This window comes from Streptomyces sp. NPDC045287 (assembly GCF_056432325.1).
On the sequence record NZ_JBWKJG010000002.1, the window covers coordinates 120,232 to 141,177 of the forward strand.

At 75.4% G+C, this 20,946-nt stretch carries 15 protein-coding genes; 11 read left to right on the top strand and 4 right to left on the bottom strand.

The window, feature by feature from the left end; translation table 11 throughout:
* The first annotated feature begins 311 nt into the window (after positions 1 to 311).
* The 3 genes from iolC to iolD are packed head-to-tail and all read left to right on the top strand — an operon-like array spanning position 312 to position 4,018.
* Positions 312 to 1,241 carry a 5-dehydro-2-deoxygluconokinase gene (gene iolC / locus AC07D6_RS03790; protein WP_479042315.1) on the top strand — a complete coding sequence of 310 codons (930 nt, stop codon included), beginning with the start codon at positions 312 to 314 and terminating at the stop codon, positions 1,239 to 1,241.
* A 10-nt stretch (positions 1,242 to 1,251) separates the two neighbouring features.
* On the top strand, positions 1,252 to 2,133 hold the full coding sequence (gene iolB, locus AC07D6_RS03795) for a 5-deoxy-glucuronate isomerase (protein WP_315878996.1): 882 nt from the start codon (positions 1,252 to 1,254) through the stop codon (positions 2,131 to 2,133).
* A 10-nt stretch (positions 2,134 to 2,143) separates the two neighbouring features.
* The gene (gene iolD, locus AC07D6_RS03800) at positions 2,144 to 4,018 is read left to right on the top strand and encodes a 3D-(3,5/4)-trihydroxycyclohexane-1,2-dione acylhydrolase (decyclizing) (RefSeq protein ID WP_479041729.1); all 1,875 of its coding nucleotides are present in this window, start codon (positions 2,144 to 2,146) and stop codon (positions 4,016 to 4,018) included.
* Between the two features lie 10 nt (positions 4,019 to 4,028).
* On the opposite strand, the gene AC07D6_RS03805 is transcribed toward iolD, so the two are convergent.
* Positions 4,029 to 4,472, bottom strand: a complete 444-nt coding sequence (locus AC07D6_RS03805) for a hypothetical protein (protein WP_479041731.1) — start codon at positions 4,470 to 4,472, stop codon at positions 4,029 to 4,031.
* Positions 4,473 to 4,956: 484 nt separating this feature from the next.
* Positions 4,957 to 7,671, bottom strand: coding sequence for a SpoIIE family protein phosphatase (locus tag AC07D6_RS03810; RefSeq protein WP_315878998.1), 2,715 nt, complete (start codon positions 7,669 to 7,671; stop codon positions 4,957 to 4,959).
* A 265-nt stretch (positions 7,672 to 7,936) separates the two neighbouring features.
* Between AC07D6_RS03810 and AC07D6_RS03815 the strand changes: the two genes are divergently transcribed.
* Both AC07D6_RS03815 and AC07D6_RS03820 read left to right on the top strand, forming a co-directional pair.
* On the top strand, positions 7,937 to 10,099 hold the full coding sequence (locus AC07D6_RS03815; protein ID WP_315878999.1) for a cellulase family glycosylhydrolase: 2,163 nt from the start codon (positions 7,937 to 7,939) through the stop codon (positions 10,097 to 10,099).
* Positions 10,100 to 10,252: 153 nt separating this feature from the next.
* Positions 10,253 to 11,455 carry an ABC transporter substrate-binding protein gene (locus AC07D6_RS03820; RefSeq protein ID WP_479041734.1) on the top strand — a complete coding sequence of 401 codons (1,203 nt, stop codon included), beginning with the start codon at positions 10,253 to 10,255 and terminating at the stop codon, positions 11,453 to 11,455.
* 179 nt (positions 11,456 to 11,634) lie between these two features.
* Here AC07D6_RS03820 and AC07D6_RS03825 read toward each other — a convergent pair whose 3' ends face one another.
* Both AC07D6_RS03825 and AC07D6_RS03830 read right to left on the bottom strand, forming a co-directional pair.
* Positions 11,635 to 12,555 carry a S1 family peptidase gene (locus tag AC07D6_RS03825; RefSeq protein ID WP_315879001.1) on the bottom strand — a complete coding sequence of 307 codons (921 nt, stop codon included), beginning with the start codon at positions 12,553 to 12,555 and terminating at the stop codon, positions 11,635 to 11,637.
* Positions 12,556 to 13,151: 596 nt separating this feature from the next.
* Entirely contained in the window at positions 13,152 to 14,381 is a 1,230-nt protein-coding gene (locus AC07D6_RS03830; RefSeq protein WP_479041736.1) for a cytochrome P450, read from the bottom strand.
* Between the two features lie 226 nt (positions 14,382 to 14,607).
* Here AC07D6_RS03830 and AC07D6_RS03835 point away from each other — a divergent pair, with 226 nt between their 5' ends.
* The 6 genes from AC07D6_RS03835 (at position 14,608) to AC07D6_RS03860 (ending at position 20,885) form a co-directional block, all read left to right on the top strand.
* Positions 14,608 to 15,669 (top strand): hypothetical protein, encoded by a 1,062-nt coding sequence (locus AC07D6_RS03835; RefSeq protein ID WP_479041738.1) that lies wholly within the window; start codon positions 14,608 to 14,610, stop codon positions 15,667 to 15,669.
* Positions 15,670 to 16,552: 883 nt separating this feature from the next.
* The gene (locus tag AC07D6_RS03840; RefSeq protein ID WP_479042318.1) at positions 16,553 to 18,055 is read left to right on the top strand and encodes a sensor histidine kinase; all 1,503 of its coding nucleotides are present in this window, start codon (positions 16,553 to 16,555) and stop codon (positions 18,053 to 18,055) included.
* The gene (locus AC07D6_RS03845) at positions 18,052 to 18,462 is read left to right on the top strand and encodes a roadblock/LC7 domain-containing protein (RefSeq protein WP_315879005.1); all 411 of its coding nucleotides are present in this window, start codon (positions 18,052 to 18,054) and stop codon (positions 18,460 to 18,462) included. Before AC07D6_RS03840 ends, AC07D6_RS03845 begins: the two co-directional genes overlap by 4 nt.
* Positions 18,459 to 18,821, top strand: coding sequence for a DUF742 domain-containing protein (locus AC07D6_RS03850; RefSeq protein WP_315879006.1), 363 nt, complete (start codon positions 18,459 to 18,461; stop codon positions 18,819 to 18,821). The genes AC07D6_RS03845 and AC07D6_RS03850 overlap by 4 nt, the downstream gene beginning before the upstream one ends.
* Positions 18,802 to 19,452, top strand: coding sequence for a GTP-binding protein (locus AC07D6_RS03855; protein ID WP_479041741.1), 651 nt, complete (start codon positions 18,802 to 18,804; stop codon positions 19,450 to 19,452). The genes AC07D6_RS03850 and AC07D6_RS03855 overlap by 20 nt, the downstream gene beginning before the upstream one ends.
* Positions 19,449 to 20,885, top strand: a complete 1,437-nt coding sequence (locus AC07D6_RS03860) for a cytochrome P450 (protein WP_479041742.1) — start codon at positions 19,449 to 19,451, stop codon at positions 20,883 to 20,885. The genes AC07D6_RS03855 and AC07D6_RS03860 overlap by 4 nt, the downstream gene beginning before the upstream one ends.
* Positions 20,886 to 20,946 lie beyond the last annotated feature (61 nt).

The following is a 20,946-nucleotide window of genomic DNA, read 5'->3' on the forward strand; positions in this document are numbered from 1 at the left end:
GCCGCGGCGTGTGAGATCGCTCTCCATGCGGGTCAATGGCGTCCCTGCGACTTTATCCCCCCGGAGGGGGAGGGCAGTAACGGCGTGAGTGAGCCGACGCCGACCACCGCCGCGCGGAAACCGTCCCGCCGTCACCAGGAGCGACACGCATGCCCGAACCCGCCGACACCGACCCCGAGCCCGCCGAGGCCGAGACCACCGAGACCACCGGGACCGCTGGGACCGCTGGGACCGCCGGGACCGACACCGGCGTCGAACCGGGCGCCGGCGCCGCGGGCCGGACCCGCGGCGAGCCCTTCGACCTGATCGCCATGGGGCGCGTCGGCGTCGACCTCTACCCCCTCCGGACCGGCGTGCCCCTGGCGCGGGTCGAGACGTTCGGCAGGTTCCTCGGCGGGTCCGCCGCCAACGTGGCCGTCGCCGCCGCCCGCCTCGGCCGGTCCGTCGCCCTCGTCACCCGCACCGGCGACGACCCCTTCGGCGCGTACGTGCGCCGGGCGCTCCGGGAGTTCGGCGTCGACGACCGCTGGGTCACCCCCGTCGACGCCCTCCCCACCCCCGTCACCTTCTGCGAGATCTTCCCGCCCGACCACTTCCCCCTCTACTTCTACCGCTACCCCAAGGCCCCCGACCTGGAGATCCACCCCGGCGAACTCGACCACGGCGCCCTGCGCGCCGCCCGCGTCCTGTGGACGACCGGCACGGGACTGAGCGCCGAACCCAGCCGCGCCGCCACCCTCGCCGCCCTGCGCGCCCGGGCGGGAACCGGCATCACCGTCCTCGACCTCGACTGGCGGCCCGCGCTCTGGGACGATCCCGCCGAAGCCCGCGCCCACTACGCCGAGGCCCTGCGACACGCCACGGTCGCCGTCGGCAACCTCGACGAGTGCGAGCTCGCCACCGGCGTCCGCGAACCCCGCGCCTGCGCCCGCGCCCTCCTCGGCACCGGCGTCGAACTCGCCGTCGTCAAACAGGGCCCCGCCGGCGTCCTCGCCGTCCACCGCGACGGCACCACCGCCGAAGTCCCGCCCGTCGAGGTCGAGGTGGTCAACGGACTCGGAGCGGGCGACGCGTTCGGCGGCGCCCTCTGCCACGGCCTGCTCGCCGGCTGGGACCTGGAGCGGACCACCCGGTACGCCAACGCCGCGGGCGCCCTCGTCGCCTCCCGGCTCGCCTGCTCCTCCGCCATGCCGACCGCCGCCGAGGTGGACGCCCTCCTGGACACCACCGGACCACTGTGAGGAGAACACCGTGACCAGCAGCCACCACCTGCCCGCCGGCACGGCCGCGAACGGCCCGTACACCGTCGACGTCGGCCCCGCCTCCGCCGGCTGGGACCACTCGGCGCTCCGCGTCCTGCGCCTGCCGCCCGGCGGCCGGCACGCGTACCACACCGGCGGCAGCGAGTGGATCGTCCTGCCGCTCTCCGGCGGCTGCGCCGTCACCGCCGACGGGCGGACCTTCCTCCTGACCGGCCGCCCCGACGTGTTCAGCGCCGTCACCGACTTCGCGTACGTCCCCCGCGACGCCCACGTCACGATCACCTCCCGCGACGGCGGCCGCTTCGCCCTCGCCGGAGCCCGCTGCGAGCGCCGCCTGCCGGCCCGCTACGGCCCCGCCCCCGCCGTCCCCGTCGAACTGCGCGGCACCGGCACCTGCTCACGCCAGGTCAACAACTTCGCCGCGGCCGACACGTTCGACTGCGACCGGCTCATCGCCGTCGAGGTCCTCACCCCCGGCGGCAACTGGTCCTCCTTCCCGCCGCACAAACACGACGAGCACCGCCCCGGCGAGGAGTCGCGGCTGGAGGAGATCTACTACTTCGAGATCGCCGCCCACGGCGGCACCCCCGGCCTCGGCTACCAGCGGGTCTCCCCGTCCGGCCGGGGACGGGGCACCGACCTCCTCGCCGAGGTCCGCGACGGCGACGCCGTCCTCGTCCCGGACGGCTGGCACGGCCCGTCCATCGCCGCGCCCGGACACGACATGTACTACCTCAACGTCATGGCCGGCCCCGACGGCGAACGCGCCTGGCTGGTCCGCGACCACCCCGACCACGCCTGGATCCGCGCCACCTGGCCCGGACAGCCCACCGACCCCCGCCTCCCCCTGTACACCGCCCCCTCGCAGTGAGGTGCCACCGATGAGACCGCCCACCCGCCGCCTCACCGTCGCCCAGGCGCTGGTGCGCTTCCTGACGACCCAGTACACCGAACGCGACGGCGTGCGCCGCCGGCTGGTCGCCGGCACCTGGGGCATCTTCGGCCACGGCAACGTCGCCGGCGTCGGCCAGGCGCTCCTGGAGGTCGGGGAGCGGGCCATGCCCTTCCACCAGGGCCGCAACGAACAGGCCATGGTGCACGCCGCGGTCGGCTACGCCCGGCAACTGAACCGGCTCTCCGCCCAGGCCGTCACCACCTCCATCGGCCCCGGCGCCACCAACCTCGTCACGGGCGCCGCCCTCGCCACCGTCAACCGGCTGCCCGTCCTCCTCCTCCCCGGCGACCACTTCGCCACCCGCACCGCCGACCCGCTGCTCCAGCAACTGGAGCACCCCGTCCACGCCGACGTGTCCGTCAACGACACGCTCCGCCCCGTCTCCCGCTACTTCGACCGGATCACCCGCCCCGAGGCGCTCGTCCCGTCCGCGCTCCACGCCATGCGGGTCCTCGCGGACCCCGCCGGGACCGGCGCCGTCACCCTCGCCCTGCCGCAGGACGTGCAGGCCGAGGCGTACGACTGGCCCGAGGAGTTCTTCGCCGAGCGGATCTGGACCGTGCGCCGCCCCGCCCCCGACCCCGGCGAACTCGCCGGGGCCGCCCGCGCGATCCGCGCCGCGAAACGCCCCCTCCTCGTCGCCGGCGGCGGCGTCCACCACAGCGAGGCCGAGGACGCCCTGAAGGCCCTCGTCGACGCCACCGGCATCCCCGTCGCCTCCACCCAGGCCGGCAAGGGCTCCCTGCGCCACGACCACCCCGCCGACCTCGGCGGCATCGGCCACACCGGCACCGCCGCCGCCGACGACATCGCCCGCACCGCCGACCTCGTGATCGGCGTCGGCACCCGCTGGACCGACTTCACCACCGCGTCGGGCACCCTCTTCGCCCGGCCCGACGTCCGGTTCGTCAACCTCGGCATCACCCCGTTCGACGCCCACAAGATGGCCGCCCGCCCCCTCGTCGCCGACGCCCGCGCCGGCCTCGCGGCACTCACCGAGGCCCTCGCCGGACACCGCGTCGCACCCGCGTACGAGGCCGAGTACCGCACCGGCAAAGAACGCTGGGAACGCGTCGTCTCCGCCGCCTTCCGGGCCGACGACGGCGCCGTACCGACCCAGACGCAGCTCCTCGGCGCCCTCGACGCCGTCGTCGGCGACCGGGACGTCGTCGTCAACGCCGCCGGCTCCCTCCCCGGCGACCTGCACAAGCTGTGGCGCGCCCGCTCCCCGCGCCAGTACCACGTGGAGTACGGCTACTCCTGCATGGGCTACGAGATCCCCGGCGCCATCGGCGTGCAGCTCGCCGCGCCCGACACGCCCGTCTGGGCCCTCGTCGGCGACGGCACGTACCTGATGATGCCCACCGAGATCGTCACCGCCGTGCAGGAACGGCTCCCGCTCAACCTGGTCCTCGTCCAGAACCACGGCTACGCCTCCATCGGCGGCCTCTCCGAGCGGACCGGCGGCGAACGGTTCGCCACCGCCTACCGCCACCGCGCCGCCGACGGCACCTTCACCGGCGACCCGCTCCCCGTCGACCTCGCCGCCAACGCCGCCAGCCTCGGCATGGACGTCCTGCGCCCCCGCACCGCGGGGGAGGTGCGGGCGGCGCTGGCCGAGGCCCGCGCCTCCGACCGGCCCACCTGCGTGTACGTCGAGACGGCCGCCCCCGGCCCGGCGGAGCCCGGCGCGTTCGCCTGGTGGGACGTGCCGGTCGCGGAGGTCGCCACCCGCGAGGCGGCCGTCGCGGCCCGCGAGGCGTACGCCCGCGAGGCGTCCGCCGTCCGCCGCCACCTGTGACCGGGGCCCCTCAGCCGCCGTACCGCCGTTCGAACACCGCGAACGCCGCCTCCAGGCGCCACTGCGCGGTCGCCTTCGGGTCGGCCGCCGGCAGCCGGCGGCAGGCGGCGCCGGGGGAGGCGTGGCCGGGGGGTACGGCGGCGCACTCGGGGACCGGGCGGTGGCCGTCCGCCGCCGGGGCGCCCCGCCACAGGCCGCGGCCGGGCAGGAACGCGTACTCCAGGGACGCGCGGGCCAGGTCTTTCACCTCCCGGTAGCCGAGGCCGTGGACGGTCGCGGCGCGCGCGTACTCGCGGCTGATGTCCGTCCTCGACACGTCGGGGTCGTCCGTGGCGAGCACCACCGGCACGCCGTGCGCCCGGTACACGGGGAGCGGATGGTCGCCGCCGGTGACGCCCAGGACCTGGGCGTTGCTGGTGAGCGGCGCCTCGACGGCCACCTCGCGACGGGCCATCGTACGGAGCGGCCCGCGCCACTCGTCCTCGTGGACCAGGCCCGCAGCAGCGCCGTGCGGAACACCGGGTCGGTACGGGCGTCGGCGGCGGGCCGCGCGCCCGGCCCGCACGGCGGGCGGACGGCGGTCAGGGTCCGCACCACGACGCACAGCCCGTCCTCGGCGGCGAACCGGATCAGGGACTCGGTCGGGACGGCACCGCCGAGGTGGTGGTGCGGGTCCCCGCCCTTGGGCAGGCGCAGGAAGAACTCCCGGAGCCGGTCCGGGTCGCGGCGGACCTGCTCCAGCCGGACGGCGGTCCGTGCCTCGGCGAGGGCGGCCCGCGCTCCGGGGTCCGCCCCGGCGTCCTCGGCGAGCGCGCGGGCGGGGCCCGGCCCCGACAGCGGGCCGAGCGCCCCGGCCAGGGCGAGGACGGACGGGAGGAGGGCGCGGCGGATGCGGTGGGCCCCCCGTGTGAGGGCGACGGCGGCCCGCCGGCGGGGCCTCACCACGCCGCGTCGTCGAAGAGCGCCGGCACCTCCAGCGGCGCGGCCCCGCCCGTCAGCGGCTGCTCCGTCCACATCACCTTGCCGTTCGGCGTGTACCGGGTGCCCCACCGGCCCGCCAGCTGCGACACGAGGAACAGGCCGCGTCCGCCCTCGTCCGTGGTGGCCGCCCGCCGCAGGTGCGGGGAGGTGCTGCTGCCGTCCGACACCTCGCAGATCAGGCTCCGGTCGCGCAGCATCCGCACGCGGATCGGCGCGGAGCCGTAGCGGATCGCGTTGGTGATCAGCTCGCTGAGCACCAGCTCCGTGGTGAACCCGATCTCGTCGAGCCCCCACTGCTCCAGTTGCCGCACGCACGCCGCCCGCACCGGCGCCACCGCCGCCGGGTCGGGCGGCACGTCCCAGTCCGCCACGCGGTCCCGCGGCAGCAGCCGGGTGCGGGCCACCAGCAGGGCGATGTCGTCGCCGCGGTGCGGCGGCAGCATGGCGTCGACCACGGCCCGGCAGGTCTCCTCCGGCGTCCGCCCCGGCCCCTCGGCGAGCGTGTCGCGCAGCAGCCGCAGACCCGTGTCGAGGTCCCGTTCCCGGTGCTCGACCAGCCCGTCCGTGTACAGCACCAGACGGCTGCCCTCCGGCAGCCGCACCTCGTACGTCTCGAACGGCCCCCCTCCCAGGCCCAGTGGCGGGAACACGGGCACGTCGGGGAAGTCCACCGTCCCGTCGGGGCGCACCACGGCCGGCGCGAAGTGGCCCGCCGACGCCATGCAGCAGTCGCCCGACACCGGGTCGTAGACGGCGTACAGGCAGGTCGCGCCGGAGATCCCGGCGCCGGTGTCCCCGGCCTCCTCCTCGTCGATCCGGGACACGAGGTCGTCGAGGTGGCCCAGCAGCTCGTCCGGCGGCAGGTCGAGCGCGGAGAAGTTGTGCACCGCCGTCCGGAGGCGGCCCATCGTCGCCGCCGCGTGCAGGCCGTGCCCGACCACGTCCCCGACGACGAGCGCGACCCGCGCGCCGGGCAGCGGGATCACGTCGAACCAGTCGCCGCCCACCCCGGCCTGCGCCGGCAGGTAGCGGTAGGCGGTCTCCAGCGCGTCCTGCTCGGGGAGCACCCGGGGCAGCAGGCTCCGCTGGAGCGTCACCGCCATGGCGTGCTCCCGCGTGTACCGGCGCGCGTTGTCGACGGCCACCGCCGCTCGCGCCGCCAGCTCCTCGGCGAAGGCCACGTCCTCGTCCCCGAACCGCCCGGACGGCGCCGAGCGCCAGAAGTTGGCCATGCCCAGGACGACCCCGCGCGCCTGGAGGGGGACGGTCACCAGTGAGCGGATGCCGTACGCGAGGGCCGCGTCGGCGCCCGCCGGGTCCTGCTCCCGCCAGCCGCGCGCCGCCGTCAGGTCCGCCTCCAGCACCGCCTCCCCCCGCTCCAGCGCCGCGGCCATCGGCGTCGTCGGCACGTCGAACCGGACGAGGTCCCCGGCCGGCTGGAGCGGGTGGTCGTCCCGCACGCCGCTGACGGCCGCGCGGCGCATCACGGTGCGGGACCGCGTCGGCTCCTCGCCCCGCAGCACCGGGTCCAGCAGCTCCACGGTCACGAAGTCCGCGAACCGGGGGACCGCGACCTCCGACAGCTCCTGCGCCGTCCGTACGACGTCCAGCGTCGTCCCGATCCGCACGCCCGCCTCGTACAGCAGCCTCAACCGCTCCCGCGCCACCGCCGCCACACCCGTCACGGCCCGCAGTTCGGTCGTGTCGCGGAGCGTCGCGACGGTGCCGGACGGGCCGCCGTGCGGGTCGGTCGGCCGGGTGTTGACCGCCAGCAGCCGGTCGCCGGCGAGGTGGACCTCGTCGGTGACCGGGCGGCCCGACACGAGCAGCTCGGCGGTGTCCCCGGCCAGACCCAGGTCGGTGACGTGACGGCCCTCGGCGTCGGCCGGCAGGTCCAGGAGGCGGCGGGCCTCGTCGTTGGCGAGGGTGAGCCGGCCGTCGTCCCCGACGATGAGCACCCCCTCCCGCACGGCGTGCAGCACCGCGTCGTGGTGCTCGTACATCCGGGTCATCTCGGCCGGGCCGAGGCCGTGCGTCTGGCGGCGCAACCGCCTGCTCACCAGGGCCGAACTGGCCGTCGCCAGGGCGAGCGCGACGGCGCCGGCGCCGAAGAACAGCGGAAGCTGCCGGTCGACGGCGTCACCGACGTTCTCGATGGACACCCCGGCGCTCACCAGGCCCACGACCGTGCCCCGGTCGTCCATCACGGGGACGACGGCCCGCGCGGCGTCGTGCGGGCTGCCTTCGAAGACGTCCGTGACCGTCCGGCCCCGGGCCGCCTCCTCCACGCCTTCCGCGCGCGTGCCCACGAGGTTCGGGTCGCTGTCCGCGATGCGGGTGCCGTCCGGGGAGATGACGGCGATGAAGTCCACGCCCGAGCCGTGCCAGGCGTCCACCGCGTGCGGCTGGAGCGTCTTCGCCGGGTCGGCCGACCGGAGCGCGGCGAGCGTGCCGGGGGCATCCGCGAAGGACTCGGCCGCCGCGCGCGAACGGTTGCGCGCGTCGCGCTCGCTGGCGTACCGCGCCTGGTACGACAGGGCCATCACCGCGGCGACGATCAGCACCAGGGCCACCGCGAATTGGAGGAGGAGCACCTGCCCTGCGGCGCTGCGCACGCCCAGGAGCCGCCCCCGGCGCCCGGTCCGCCCGAGACGTCCATTCTTGCCCCTCATGGACCCTTTCTAGCACCGGGCGTGTTCTCCCGGCGACCGCGCGCACACCGCCCGCGCACAGCGCCCGCGCACGCCCCCCTCGTCCACGCCCGCCCCCGTCCGCCCCCGTCCGTCGCGGGGCGGCCCCGCCGCGGACGCGCTCCCGCGGGCGGTTTCTGCGGGGAAGGTTGACAGCTCCTTTCGGGGCTGGCTTCATGAACGCTCGATGGGAGCGCTCCCATCGCGAGCCGCTTTGACATGTACTAGACAGTAGGGACGTGACGCAGTGGGACAGTCACCCACCACCCTGCCCTCCGGCCGCCACCGGCGGTTACGCGCTCTGGCCGCCGCCGTCCTCACCGGAGCGCTGCTGTGGGCCGCGGGACCGGCCGCCGACGCGGCCACCGCCCCCGAGCCCCGCCCGGCCGCGTCCGCCGGGGCGCGGACGGCCGCCGCCGCCCCGGGCGACGACTGGCTGCACACCCGCGGCAACCAGATCGTCGACGCCCAGGGCAACGAGGTCTGGCTCACCGGCGCCAACTGGTTCGGCTTCAACGCCACCGAGCGGGTCTTCCACGGCCTCTGGTCCGCCAACATCACCGAGATCACCCGCTCCATGGCGCAGCGCGGCATCAACATCGTCCGCGTGCCCATCTCCACCCAACTGCTCCTGGAGTGGAAGGAGGGCCGGGCCTCCGTACCGAGCGCCGTCAACGCGTACGCCAACCCGGAGATCGCCGGGAAGACCACCCTGGAGGTCTTCGACCACTGGCTGGCGCTGTGCAAGCAGTACGGCATCAAGGTCATGCTCGACGTGCACAGCGCCGAGGCCGACAACGCCGGCCACTTCTACCCCGTGTGGTGGAAGGGCACCATCACCACCGAGCAGTTCTACACGGCCTGGGAGTGGGTGACGGCCCGCTACCGCGGCGACGACACGCTCGTCGCGATGGACATCAAGAACGAGCCGCACGGCGGCGCCGGCGAGAGCCCGCGCGCCAAGTGGGACGGCTCCACCGACCAGGACAACTTCAAGCACGCCTGCGAGACGGCCGGCAAGCGCATCCTGGCGATCAACCCGCACCTGCTCATCCTCTGCGAGGGCATCCAGATCTACCCGAAGAACGGGAGCAACTGGTCCTCGACCAGCGCCGCCGACTACCACTCCACCTGGTGGGGCGGCAACCTCCGCGGCGTGCGCGACCACCCCGTCGACCTCGGCGCCGGCAACGACCAGGTCGTCTACTCGCCGCACGACTACGGCCCCCTCGTCGCGCCCCAGCCCTGGTTCACCGGCGACTGGAACCGCACCACCCTCGAACGGGACGTCTGGGACCCCAACTGGCTCTACCTGCACAAGGAGAACACCGCGCCCCTCCTGATCGGGGAGTGGGGCGGCTTCATGGACGGCGGCCCCAACCAGAAGTGGATGACCGCCCTGCGCGACCTCATCTCCGAGGAGCGCCTCCACCACACCTTCTGGTGCCTCAACCCCAACTCCGGCGACACGGGCGGCCTGCTCCTCAACGACTGGAAGACCTGGGACGAGGAGAAGTACGCCCTGCTCAAGCCGGCCCTCTGGCAGCACGGCGGCAAGTTCGTCAGCCTCGATCACCAGGTCCCGCTCGGCGGCACCGGCAGCACCACCGGCCTCAGCCTCGCCGACGTGTACGGGGGCGGGGGCGGCGACCCGGACGACACGACGCCGCCCGCCGCCCCCTCCGGCCTGACCGCCACCGCGACCGGCTCCGCCTCCGTCACGCTCCGCTGGGCGCCGTCCACCGACGACGTGGGCGTCACCGGCTACGACGTGTACCGGGACGGGGCTAAGGTCACCACCGCGCCGGTCACCGCCACCACGTACACCGACACGGGGCTGACCCCCTCCACCCGGTACACCTACGCCGTACGGGCGAGGGACGCCGCCGGCAACGTCTCCGTGCCCTCGGCCGCCCTCGCCGTCACCACCGCGCCCTCCGGCGGCGGCGACCCGGTGGGCGGGCTGAAGGTCCTGCACCGGACCACCGACGGCTCGCCGACCGACAACGCCATCCGCCCCGAGCTGCGCATCGCCAACACCGGTACCGCGCCCGTCGACCTGTCCACCGTGACCGCCCGCTACTACTTCACCCGCGACGGCGGCGCGCCCACCGTCAGCGCGTGGTGCGACTACGCGGCGGTCGGCTGCGCCCAGATGAGGCTGCGGGTCGTCCCGCTGTCCTCCCCGGTCGCGGGCGCCGACGCCTACCTGGAGGTCGGTTTCGCCGGCGGCACCCTGGCGGCGGGCCGCGACACCGGGGACATCCAGCTCCGGATGAGCAAGGCGGACTGGTCGGCGTTCGACGAGCGCGACGACCACAGCCGCGCCCCGTCCTCCGCCTACACCGAGGCCCGGTCCGTCCCCGCCTACACGGGCACGGCCCTCGCCTGGGGCGCCCCGCCCGCCTGACCCGCCCCGGCACCTCCGGCCCTTCCCCGGCCCGGCCCCGACCGCCCCGCGCGGCCGGGGCCGGGCCCTTCGTGCGTGACGGCCCGCCCGCCCGGCAGTTGATACGAGCGGAAGCGGATCTTCCGCTGTGGTACCGGAGGTGAGGGAGACGTCATGACGGATCGGGAACGGACCCTGACGGTGGGCGTGGTCGTGGCGCGCACGGGACGGCTGGCGAGTCTGGGCGACCCGCTCGCGTTCGCGCTGGACCTGCTGCGGCCGCGCCTGGACGCCGTACGCCGCGGGGGGCGCCGGTACCCGCTGCGGCTGGTGGCGCGCGACAGCCGCTCCACCGCCGAGGGGGCGCGGGAGGCGGTGCGGGAGCTGATCGCGGACGAGGACGCCCGGATCGTGCTGACGCTCGCCGGCACGCAGGTCCTGCCCGCCGTCGCCGACGCGTGCGAGGAGGCGGGGGTGCCGTGCCTGTCGTCGGCGTTCCCCTGGCAGGTGTACTACTTCGGGCGCGGCGCCGACGAGCGGCGCCCGTTCTCGTGGACGTACCACTTCTGCTGGGGGCTCGACGACATCGCCGAGACCTTCGCCGACCTGTGGGAGCACGCCGCCGGCCCGGGCCGGACGGTCGGCTGCCTGTGGAACGACGGCCCGCAGGGCACCTGGTCGCGCCACGCCGAGCGGGGCTTCGCCCCGGCGGCCCTGGCGCGCGGGCACCGGCTGGTGGACCCGGGCGGCTACCGGGAGCCGGCGGAGTCCCTCGACGACCACGTCACGGCGTTCGAAGCGGCCGGCGCCGACATCGTGACCAGCGCCGCGACCGCCCGCGACCTGGCGCTGTTCCGGGCGCGGGCGGCGGAGCGGGGGCACACGCCCCGGCTGATCACCTGCTCCCGGTGGCTCGCCTACCCGCCGACCACGACGGGCGGCGGCGACCGGCCGGCCCAGGACCGGGTGGCGACCCTCGTCTACTGGACGCCGTCGCACCCGTACCGCTCCTCGCTCGACGGCACGACCGCGGCGGACCTGGCGGAGGCGTACGAGCAGGCCACGGGCGGCCAGTGGCTCCAGCCGCTGGGCCTGGCGTACGCCCTGTTCGAGGTCGCCCACCACGCACTCGCCACGGCGGACGACCCCGCCGACCCGGCGTCCCTCGCGGCCGCCGTGTCCCGCACCCGCCTGGAGACGGTCGCGGGGCCCCTGGACTGGACGGCGGGCCCGGTGCCCAACATCGCCGCGATCCGCCTGGCGGGCGGCCAGTGGCAGCCGGGGGAGCGGCACCCCTACGAGCTGGCGGTCGTGACGGGGGGCCGGGTGGAGGGCCTGCGCCCGACGGCGGACCTGCTGCCCCCGACCCCCGCCTGACGGGCCGGCGGGAGGCCCCCACCGGAGTACCGGGCCGACGCGCCCCCGCCGGGCCGACGCGCCCGCGCGGTGCCGGGCCGCGGGGCGCGGCGGACGGGGGCGGCGGGCCACCCGGAACGCGCGGACCGGTGGCCCGCACGAGGCGGACCACCGGCCTGGGTGGGGGGACCTGATGATGATCAGATGATGCTGACGCCGTACGCGCTCAGCGCCTCGGTGACGGGCTGGAAGAACGTGGTGCCGCCCGAGGAGCAGTTGCCGCTGCCGCCGGAGGTCAGACCGAGGGCGGTGGAGCCGGAGAACAGGGGGCCGCCGCTGTCGCCGGGCTCGGCGCAGACGTTGGTCTGGATCAGGCCGGAGACGATGTCGCCGCCGCCGTAGTTGACCGTCGCGTTGAGGCCGGTGACGCTGCCGCTGCGCAGGCCGGTGGTGGAGCCGCTGCGCTGGACGCTCTGGCCGACGGTCGCGTTGCCGGCGGAGGTGATGTCGCGGTACGAGCCGTTGTACAGGTACACCCGGCCGTCCGCCGCCGACGCGTTGGAGTGGCGGATGAGGCCGTAGTCGTTGCCCGGGAAGCTCGTGCCGGCGCGGGTGCCGAGCAGGGTGGTCTGCCCCGAGTTGGTGTACCAGGTGCTGGTGATCTCGGTGCAGTGACCCGCCGTCAGGGCGTACGTCACGCCGCTGCTGTTGCGGACGTTGAAGCCGAGGGAGCAACGGCCGCCGCCGCCCGCGTAGATGGCCTGGCCGCCCGCGATGAGCTTGTTGAACTTGCCCGGCGTCCGCTTGATCTCCACGGCGCCGGCGCGGTCGCCCGCGGCCTTCTTCAGCTCGGCCAGCTCGGCCGCCGAGACGGTGGAGTCGGCGGTGACGACCAGCTTGCCGGACTTGGCGTCGGTGTACCAGGCGGTGCCCGGCACGTCGGCGTCGAGCACGGCCGCACTGACCTGGGACAGCTCGGCGGCGGTCGCCCGGGGGGCGGTGGTCTGCGCGCCGGCACTCGGGGCCGCAAGCGCGGTGGCGGTGACCAGAGCGGCGGCGACGGCGGTCAGCCGCGCGCCTCTCGCGAAACCGTCGCGGGGGGTGAAGCGCTTGAAGTTCACTGCGTCCTCCGGTGGGGGATCGTCGAAGGCCCGTTGGGTGCACGGGCCCGACAGGCCACTTCGACGGACCGGCGGTTTCCCGGCGTCGGCATGTGCCTGACAACTTGTGACGCTGGGAATCTTCGCGTCCGTTTCACCCCGGCGACAAGGCTGCCTTTCGGTCCCGCTACGCGCGTCCGGAGGGAGGAGGGTCGAATGGGCCGGTTTCTCCGGGACGCGCCGCGGGCCGCGGCGCTGCTGCAAAGTCGTGAAAGCGTTTGCTGACGGGAGGTTGGGCGCCCGCCGGCGCCTTCACCGGCGCGAGCCGGGCGGACGTGCGGACAGGGAAACGGACCGACCGTTCGGGCTGTTCAGCCTCGAACGGACGGTCCGTCGTCCCGCGGCGCCGCGGATCCCGCCCGTGGTCGCCGCCGGGGGCCGGGCCTCGCCCGGCGGAACGGTGGCGCTCGCAATCCGGGGTGACGGGCCTTCCGGAACGTTGCCGGCGGGCCCGTCGCCCCCTTATGCGTCAATCACTCCCCTTCGCCCCGCGCGGCACGTGTCCGGATTCCGCCCCTCCGTGTCCGGCGGGCGGAACCGGGCGGGCGGACACGCCGTCACCACGTGATGGGCAGTGCCTCCGGGCCCCGGATGAGCGCGCTGCGCCGCCAGGGGACATCCTCGGCGGGCACCGCGAGCCGCACCTCGGGCAGCCGGTCCAGGAACGTCTCGACCAGCAGCTCGATCTCCATCCGCGCGAGCAGCGCGCCCGTGCAGAAGTGCGGCCCGTGTCCGAACGACACATGGGGGTTGGGGGAGCGGTCGAAGTCGATCCGCTCCGGGTCGGGGAAGACCTCCGGGTCGCGGTTGGCCGCCAGGTACGACACGTACACGGCGTCGCCCGCCGCGATCCGCGCGCCCCCGATCTCCACGTCCTCCAGCGCGATCCGGGCCAGCCCCACCGACGAGCGGTGCGGGATGTACCGCAACAGCTCGTCCAGGGCGCGCGGCCGCGACTCCGGCTCCTCGCGCAGCCGCTCCCGCAGCCGCTCCCGGGTGAGCAGCAGGTACAGCATGTTGCCGCAGTTGTTGGTGACGGCCTCCCCGCCGATCTGCACCGGCCCCACGAGCCCGACGGCCTCCTCGGCGCTGATGTCGCCCGCCGCGACGGCCGCGCCCAGCAGCGACAGGATGTCCTCGCCGCCGCCGGGGTCCGCCGCGCGCGCGGCGATCTCCCGCGTGAACCACGCGTACATCGCGTCCTTGGCGCGGCCGGTCGCCGCCGCGCCGTTCGCCGGGAAGAGGATCTCGTGGACCCAACCGCTCATCCGCTCCCGGTCGGCGTCCGGAACACCCATCAGCTCGCAGATCACCGTGGTCGGGAACGGCCCCAGCACCCGTGCGACCAGGTCCGCCGGCGGCCCGTCCCGCAGCATCCCCGCCACCAGCCCGTCGAGCATCTCCCGCGCCCGCTCGCGCAGCCGCTCCACGCCGCGCGCCGAGAAGGCGGGCGCGATGGCGCGGCGCAACCGGTTGTGGTCCGGCGGTTCGGCGAACGCCAGCGACCCGGGCCTCGGCTTGAAGTGCGGGGCGAGGCGGGTGACGGCCAGACCGGGGACGGGGGCGCGGCTGAAGCGCGGGTCGTTGGTGACCGCCTTCACGTCCTCGTACCGGGTGACCAGCCACGCCCAGCCCTCCCCGTGCGGCAGTTGGATCCGGTTCACCGGCCCCTCCCGCATCAGCTCCTCCAGCACCGGGTCGAACTCGGTGGCCTTCAGGTCCAGCGCCGGCCAGAACCGTACGGGCGGCGGCCCCAGGGGCGGTCGTGCGACGGTGTCCTCGATCACGCGCGTGTCTCCGTTTCCTCGACGGGGTGCGGGGCTGCCCCCCTCCCTCACCATCCGTCCCGGGCGCGCGGTCCACCCGCTGGACTACTCCGGACGGTCCGCGCCCGCCACCGCGGGGAGCCCGCCCGGCGGACCCGGGCGGGAACCGCCGCGCGCCGGACGCCGTGAGAGCAGGGGAAGGCAGAACCAGCCACCCCGGGCCGGCCCGGGAGGAGAGGGGCGCGCGATGGCCGCGGCAGCCGTACGGCTCGACGGGAACACCCTGCTGCTCGGCGGAGGGGTGAGGGTCCGGTTCATCAGGACGCTGCGCCTCCCGGAGACCGGCACCTTCCCCCTGCCACCGGGGCTCGGGGAGTTCCCCGTCCGGCGCGTCGAGGACTTCGCGGCCACCGTGCCGCCCGAGTGGCGGGCGCGCGGTGGCGTCCTCGTCCCCCTGTACCTGCGCGAGGCGATGTGGCTGAGCTTCGCCGGCAGCCGGGAGCCCGCCGCCCTCCAGGTCGGCGTCGGCAAGGTGTGCGCCGTCTCCGGCCGTCCCTGGAGCGGCACCCTGGCCCGCACCCCGCAGAACTACGTCGTCCTGCCCCGCCAGCCCTGGCTCGACGGCATCAACTCCGGGCGCGGCACCGTCCGCCAGTTCGTCGCCGTGCCCCTCGGGCTGGGCGCCACGGTGGAGGGGCAGGTGACGGGCGAGGAGACCTGGGGCGGCGTACAGCTCCAGGCGTTCGGGTTGGACGGCCCGGCCCGCGACGCGTGGCGCGCCGAGCAGGAGGAGTCGGCCCGGCGGGCCGCGGCCGGGAGGGCCCGGGGCGGCCCCGCCCCGTACGCGCCCGGCGCGTCCGCCCCGTACGCGGCCGCCGCGCCGGGCGCCCCCGCCGCGCGCTCCGCCGCGCCGCGCCGCGCCGCCGCGATGGGGCTGGGCGCGGGCGGCACGATGCGCCAGGAGGTGTACCGGGACGACCGGCCGCTCTCCGACTGGGCGGCCGAGCCGTCGGGCCGCGTCTTCGTCCACCTCGTCACCCCGCCGGAGTGGCGCCGCGTCACCGGGGAGGAACCCCCGCCGTCCCCCGTCGACCGCGACGCCTACACCCGTGCCGGACTGCCCTGGTACGACTACGACGACGCGTCCGCCGCCGACCTGCCGCCCGCCGGGCCGCTGTCCGGCGTCCGGCCGGTCGGGGACTGGCTCGGCGACGACCACGCGCCCTGGACACCGCCGGGCCCGCACCAGGTTCGGCCGCTCGGCGACGCGGCGCCGCCCGGCGAACCCGTCGGAGACGGCGACTGGTGAGGCGCCGCCCCTCCCCGGCCCGGCCCGGAGGACCCCGGGCCCACCGCGTGCCGGTGCGCCCGCCCGCGCGGCGGGCCGGCCGGGCCCCCTCCGTCCGGTCCGCCGCCCCGGCGGGGGCGTGGGCGTCGCCCCCCGGAGGCCCGGAGGGGTGACGCGGCGACCGCGTCGGCGCACGAGCGAGGCCCGTCGCCCCCGGACATCCGGCGGGGTGCTCGGCCGGGCCTCCCCCCCGCGACCCTCCACCCGGGCCGGGAGCCCGACACCGCGTCCCCGCCCCGCCGAGGCGAACCGGACCGGGGACGTGACCGGTTCGGCCCCCTGCCGGCCGCTCCCTGGGCCGCCGTCGCGCACGTCCGCGCCGCCCACCCGTCCGGTGCGCCGTCGCCGCCTTCGCGAACGAGTACGGACCCCACGCACTCACCGAGCCCCGCGTCCACCGAGCCCCGCGCGCCCCGCGCCCACCGAGCCCCGCGCCCACCGAGCCCACCGAGCCCACCGCACCGCCCGGGAGGCGCGGGCCGCCGGGGCACCGCCCGCGCCCCGCTCACGGGACGGTCCGCCGCGCACGACCGGGCCCATGAGGGCGCACCCGCTCGGGGCGTGCCGCACCTCCTCGCCACCGCGGACGCCCGCGGTGACCGTCCCACCCCTGCCGGATCCGGAGGCCCGCGGCGACCGCCCCCGCCCGCCGGATCCGGAGGCCCGCGGCGATCCCCGTGAACAGGATCAAGTCCGCGCCACTGCCCCCGATCCACAGGAAGGGGAACCTTGCGCAAACATCGGGCCAAGGCGTGACCCTGCGTCAAACTCCCTTACCGGAAGGGACTATGCTCGGCGCTCGTCGTCATATGATCTTTCTCGTTCGATGGGTTTGAGGGTGCTGATGGTCCGTGAGGAATCGTCGCCCGGAAGTGGAAGCCCGCGGTCTGCGGCATCTTTCGTGTGGCTGCTGCCCGCCGCTCTGATCGCCGTCGCCACCGGGGTCGCCGTGGCCGTGGTGGAGGCTTCCGCACGGGGACCGGTCGCGGTCGCCGGAGGGGTGTCCGCTCTCGTCCTCGTCGCGCTGGGCGGCGAGGTCGCGCGCCGGGGCCGGGTGATCGACGAGCTGCGCCGTACCGTCGCCGCCCGTGACACGGCCCTGGCCCGCCGGTACGCGGAGACCGCCCACCTGGCGGGAACGCTGCTGCCGGACGCCGTCCAGCGGCTGCGGAGGGGGGAGTTCCCCGAGGACGTCCTCGGTTCGCTCACCGCACCCGAGGAGCACCAGGCCGTCGTCCGCGTGGTCGTCGACGCGGTCGTCGCCGAGGAGGACCTGCGCGAGTCCGCGCAGCGCGCCTTCGTGAACATCGCCCGCCGCGTACAGGCCATCGTCCACCAGCAGGCACAGGAACTGCGCGCGATGGAGGACCGGCACGGCCACCGCCCCGAGGTCTTCGGCGACCTGCTCCGCATCGACCACGGCACGGCCCTGATCGGCCGTCTCGCCGACTCCATCGCCGTCCTCGGCGGCGCCCGCCCGGGCCGCCAGTGGAGCAGGGCCGTCCCGCTGTACAGCGTGCTCCGCGGCGCCATGTCGCGGATCATCGACTACCAGCGCGTGGAACTGCACTCCGTCACCGAGGTCGCCGTCACCGGCCCCGCCGTCGAGCCGCTCATCCACGCCCTCGCCGAACTCCTCGACAACGCCACCCGCTACTCCCCGCCGCAGACGAAGGTCCACCTGACCGCCGTCGACGTGCAGTCCGGCATCGCCGTCGAGATCGAGGACGGCGGCGTGTCCATGAGCGAGGAGGCCCGCAAGCGGGCCGAGCGGGTGCTCCGTCAGGCCCAGCAGGGCATTGACCTCAACGACCTGGGGGAGACCCCGCGCCTGGGCCTCGCCGTCGTCGGCCGACTCGCGCAGGCGTACGGCTTCCAGGTCTCGCTGCGCTCCTCCGCGTACGGTGGCGTCCGCGCCGTCGTCGTCGTCCCGCAGGAGCTGATCACCACCGTCGCCACCGCCTCCGGCCTCGCCCACGGCATCGGCGCCTCCTCCGTGCCCCGCACCGCCGTCCCGGCCGCCCCGGCCTCGGTCCCGGCCCCCGTCCCGGCCCCCGCGGAGCGTCCCGCCAGGGGCCCGGTGGCGGCCGGCGGGGCCCCGACGGTGGTCGAGCGGACCGCGAACGGCCTGCCGCAACGACGCCGCAGGAAGCCGCTCGCCGAGCCGCCGCAGGCCGCAGCCGCCGCACCGGCCGCATCCTCGGGCCAGGCGTCGCCGGCGCCCGCGGCCCCGGCTCCCGGCCAGGAGCCGTCACCTCAGGTGCAGCCCGGAATGTGGCTGGCCGCCTTCCAGAGCGGCCTGTCCGGGGAGCCCAACGACGCAAGCAAGGGGAACTCTCAGCAATGATCAAGCAGCAGGCCAACATGGACTGGATGCTCAAGGACCTCGCGGAAGGCGTGCCGCAAACCCGACACGTGGTCGTGCTCTCCGCCGACGGCCTGCGCATGGCCCAGTACGGCACCGACCACGACACCGCCGACCGGCTCGCCGCGGCCTGCGCCGGACTCCAGTCGCTCGCCGGCGCCGTCGCCTCCGAACTCCCGCACGGCAACGGCCGGATGCGGCTCGTCGTGATCGAGATGGACGGCGGCTTCTTCTACCTGATGGCCGCGGGCACCGGCGCGTACCTGGCCGTGCTCGCCGACGAAGGCGTCGACGCCGGGCTGATGGGCCAGCGCATGCGGGACCTCGTCCTGCGCATCGGAGAACACCTGAGCAGCCCGCCGCGACAGGACGGGCAGGGCGTCAGGTGAGCGAAGCGGGCGGCGGTGACTGGGAGGACACCAGTCCCGAGCGGCTCTACGTGATCACGGGGGGACGCAGCGGCGGGTCGGCGCCCGCCGAACTCGACCTCGTCACGCTGATCGTGGCGAGGTCCGGTGCGAAGCCCGGGATGCAGCCGGAACACGCGGCGATCGTGCAGCTGTGCCAGTCACCGCTGTCCGTGGCCGAGATCTCCGCGTACCTGCGCTTCCCGGTCAGCGTCGTCACGGTGCTGCTCGGCGACCTCCTCGCCGACAACCGCATCGTCGCCCGCGCACCCGTCCCACCCGCACGACTCCCCGACCGCGCGTTGATTGAGGCAGTGATCGATGGACTTCAGAAGCTCTGAGCACAACGGCTCCGAGCAGTACGGCGGCGGCGCGGTTCGGGGACCGCGCAGCGAGGACGTGCTGCCGGAGACGGCCACGACGGCCGTCAAGGTGGTGATCGTGGGCGGGTTCGGCGTCGGCAAGACCACCTTCGTCGGCTCCGTCAGCGAGATCCGCCCGCTCACCACCGAGGAGACGATGACCCAGGCCGGGGTCGGCGTCGACGACACCTCCGGCGTGGACGGCAAGACGTCGACCACCGTCGCCATGGACTTCGGCCGGATCAGCATCAACCAGGAGCTGGTCCTGTACCTCTTCGGCACGCCCGGCCAGGAGCGCTTCTGGTTCCTGTGGCGCGGCCTGTTCGAGGGCGCCCTCGGCGCGGTCGTCCTCGTCGACACCCGCCGCCTGGAGGTGAGCTTCGACGTCCTCGGCCGGCTGGAGGAGCGCGGCGTGCCGTTCGTCGTCGCGGTCAACACCTTCCCGGACGCGCCCGCCTACCCGGTCGAGGAGCTCCGTGCCGCCCTCGACCTGCCGCTGTCCGTCCCGATCGTCCCCTGCGACGCCCGGGACCGCGGCTCCAGCCGGGACGTCCTGATGACGCTGATGCGCTACCTGCAGACCCTCGCCACGACCCAGGAGGCGTCATGACCGCCCCCCACACCGAGTCCGCCCCCGGCCTCACCCCGCCCCCGGGCTGCCCCGCCCACGGCATCGGCGCCGCCGCCGCCCTGCGCCGCATCTACGGCCCCGAGGCCGAACGCGACCCGAAGGCCCTCTACGAGGAGCTGCGCCGGCAGCACGGCCCGGTGGCGCCCGTCCTCCTCCACGGCGACCTGCCGGCGTGGATCGTCCTGGGCCACCGGGAGAACCTGGAGGTGATGCGGTCGCCGTCGCGGTTCTCCAACGACTCCCGCCTGTGGCGGATGTTCAAGGAGGGGCGCGTACCCGCCGACTCGCCGCTGCGCCCGATGGTCGAGTGGCAGCCCATGTGCATCTTCACCGACGGCGCCGAGCACGAGCGGCTCCGCGCGGCGGTGCGCGACGCCCTGGACCAGTTCGACCGGCGCGGCGTGCGCCGGTACGTCATCCGCTACACCGACCAGCTCGTGGACGCCTTCGCCGCCGAGGGCCGCGCCGACCTCATCGAGGACTTCGCCGAGAAGCTGCCGATGCTGGTGATGACCCAGCTCCTCGGGATGCCGGAGGAGTACGGCCCGCACCTCGTCGACGCCGCCCTGGACCTGATGAAGGGCACCGAGACGACCGTCTCCAGCAACGAGTTCGTCGTCCGCACGCTGCGTACGCTCACCGAGCGCAAGAAGGCCGAGCCGGGCCACGACCTGGCGAGCCGGCTCCTCGGGCACGAGGCGAACCTCAGCGACGACGAGGTGCTGGAGCACCTGCGGCTGGTGCTCGTCTCCGCCAACGAGACCACGGTCAACCTGATCGCCAACACGCTGCGCCTGGTCCTCACCGACCGCCGCTTCCGCGCCAACCTGGCCGGCGGCCACATGACGCTGCCGGACGCGCTGGAGCAGGTGCTGTGGGACGACCCGCCGCTGTCGGCGATCACCGGCCGCTGGGCGACCGGCGACACCGTCCTGGGCGGCCAGCAGATCAGGGCCGGCGACATGCTGCTGCTGGGGGTCGCCGCCGGCAACGTCGACCCGGAGATCCGCCCCGACCTGGACAAGCCGCTCCTGGGCAACCGGGCGCACCTGGCGTTCAGCAGCGGTCCGCACGAGTGCCCCGGCCAGGACATCGGCCGCGCCATCGCGGACACCGGCGTCGACACGCTGCTGGCCCGCCTCCCCGACTTGCGGCTCGCCGTTCCCGAGGGCGAACTGCGCTGGAACGCCGCGTGGCTGTCGAAGCGCCTGGAGGCCCTGCCCGTGGAGTTCACGCCGCCCGCCTCGGCGGCGCCGAGGGGTCCGGGCGCGCCGAAGGACTTCGCGTCGACCGTCCCGGGGCCGCTGCCCGAGCAGGTCCCGCCCCCCGCCCCGCGCCCGGAGCCCGCGGCGGGTTCCCCGGCGCCCGCCCGGAAGAGCTGGTGGAGCCTCTTCTTCCGTTCCGCCGGCTGAAATTCACGGAACTGCCCCTTCCGGGGGGCGTTCCGCCCATTGGATCAAGGTTATCGGGTGG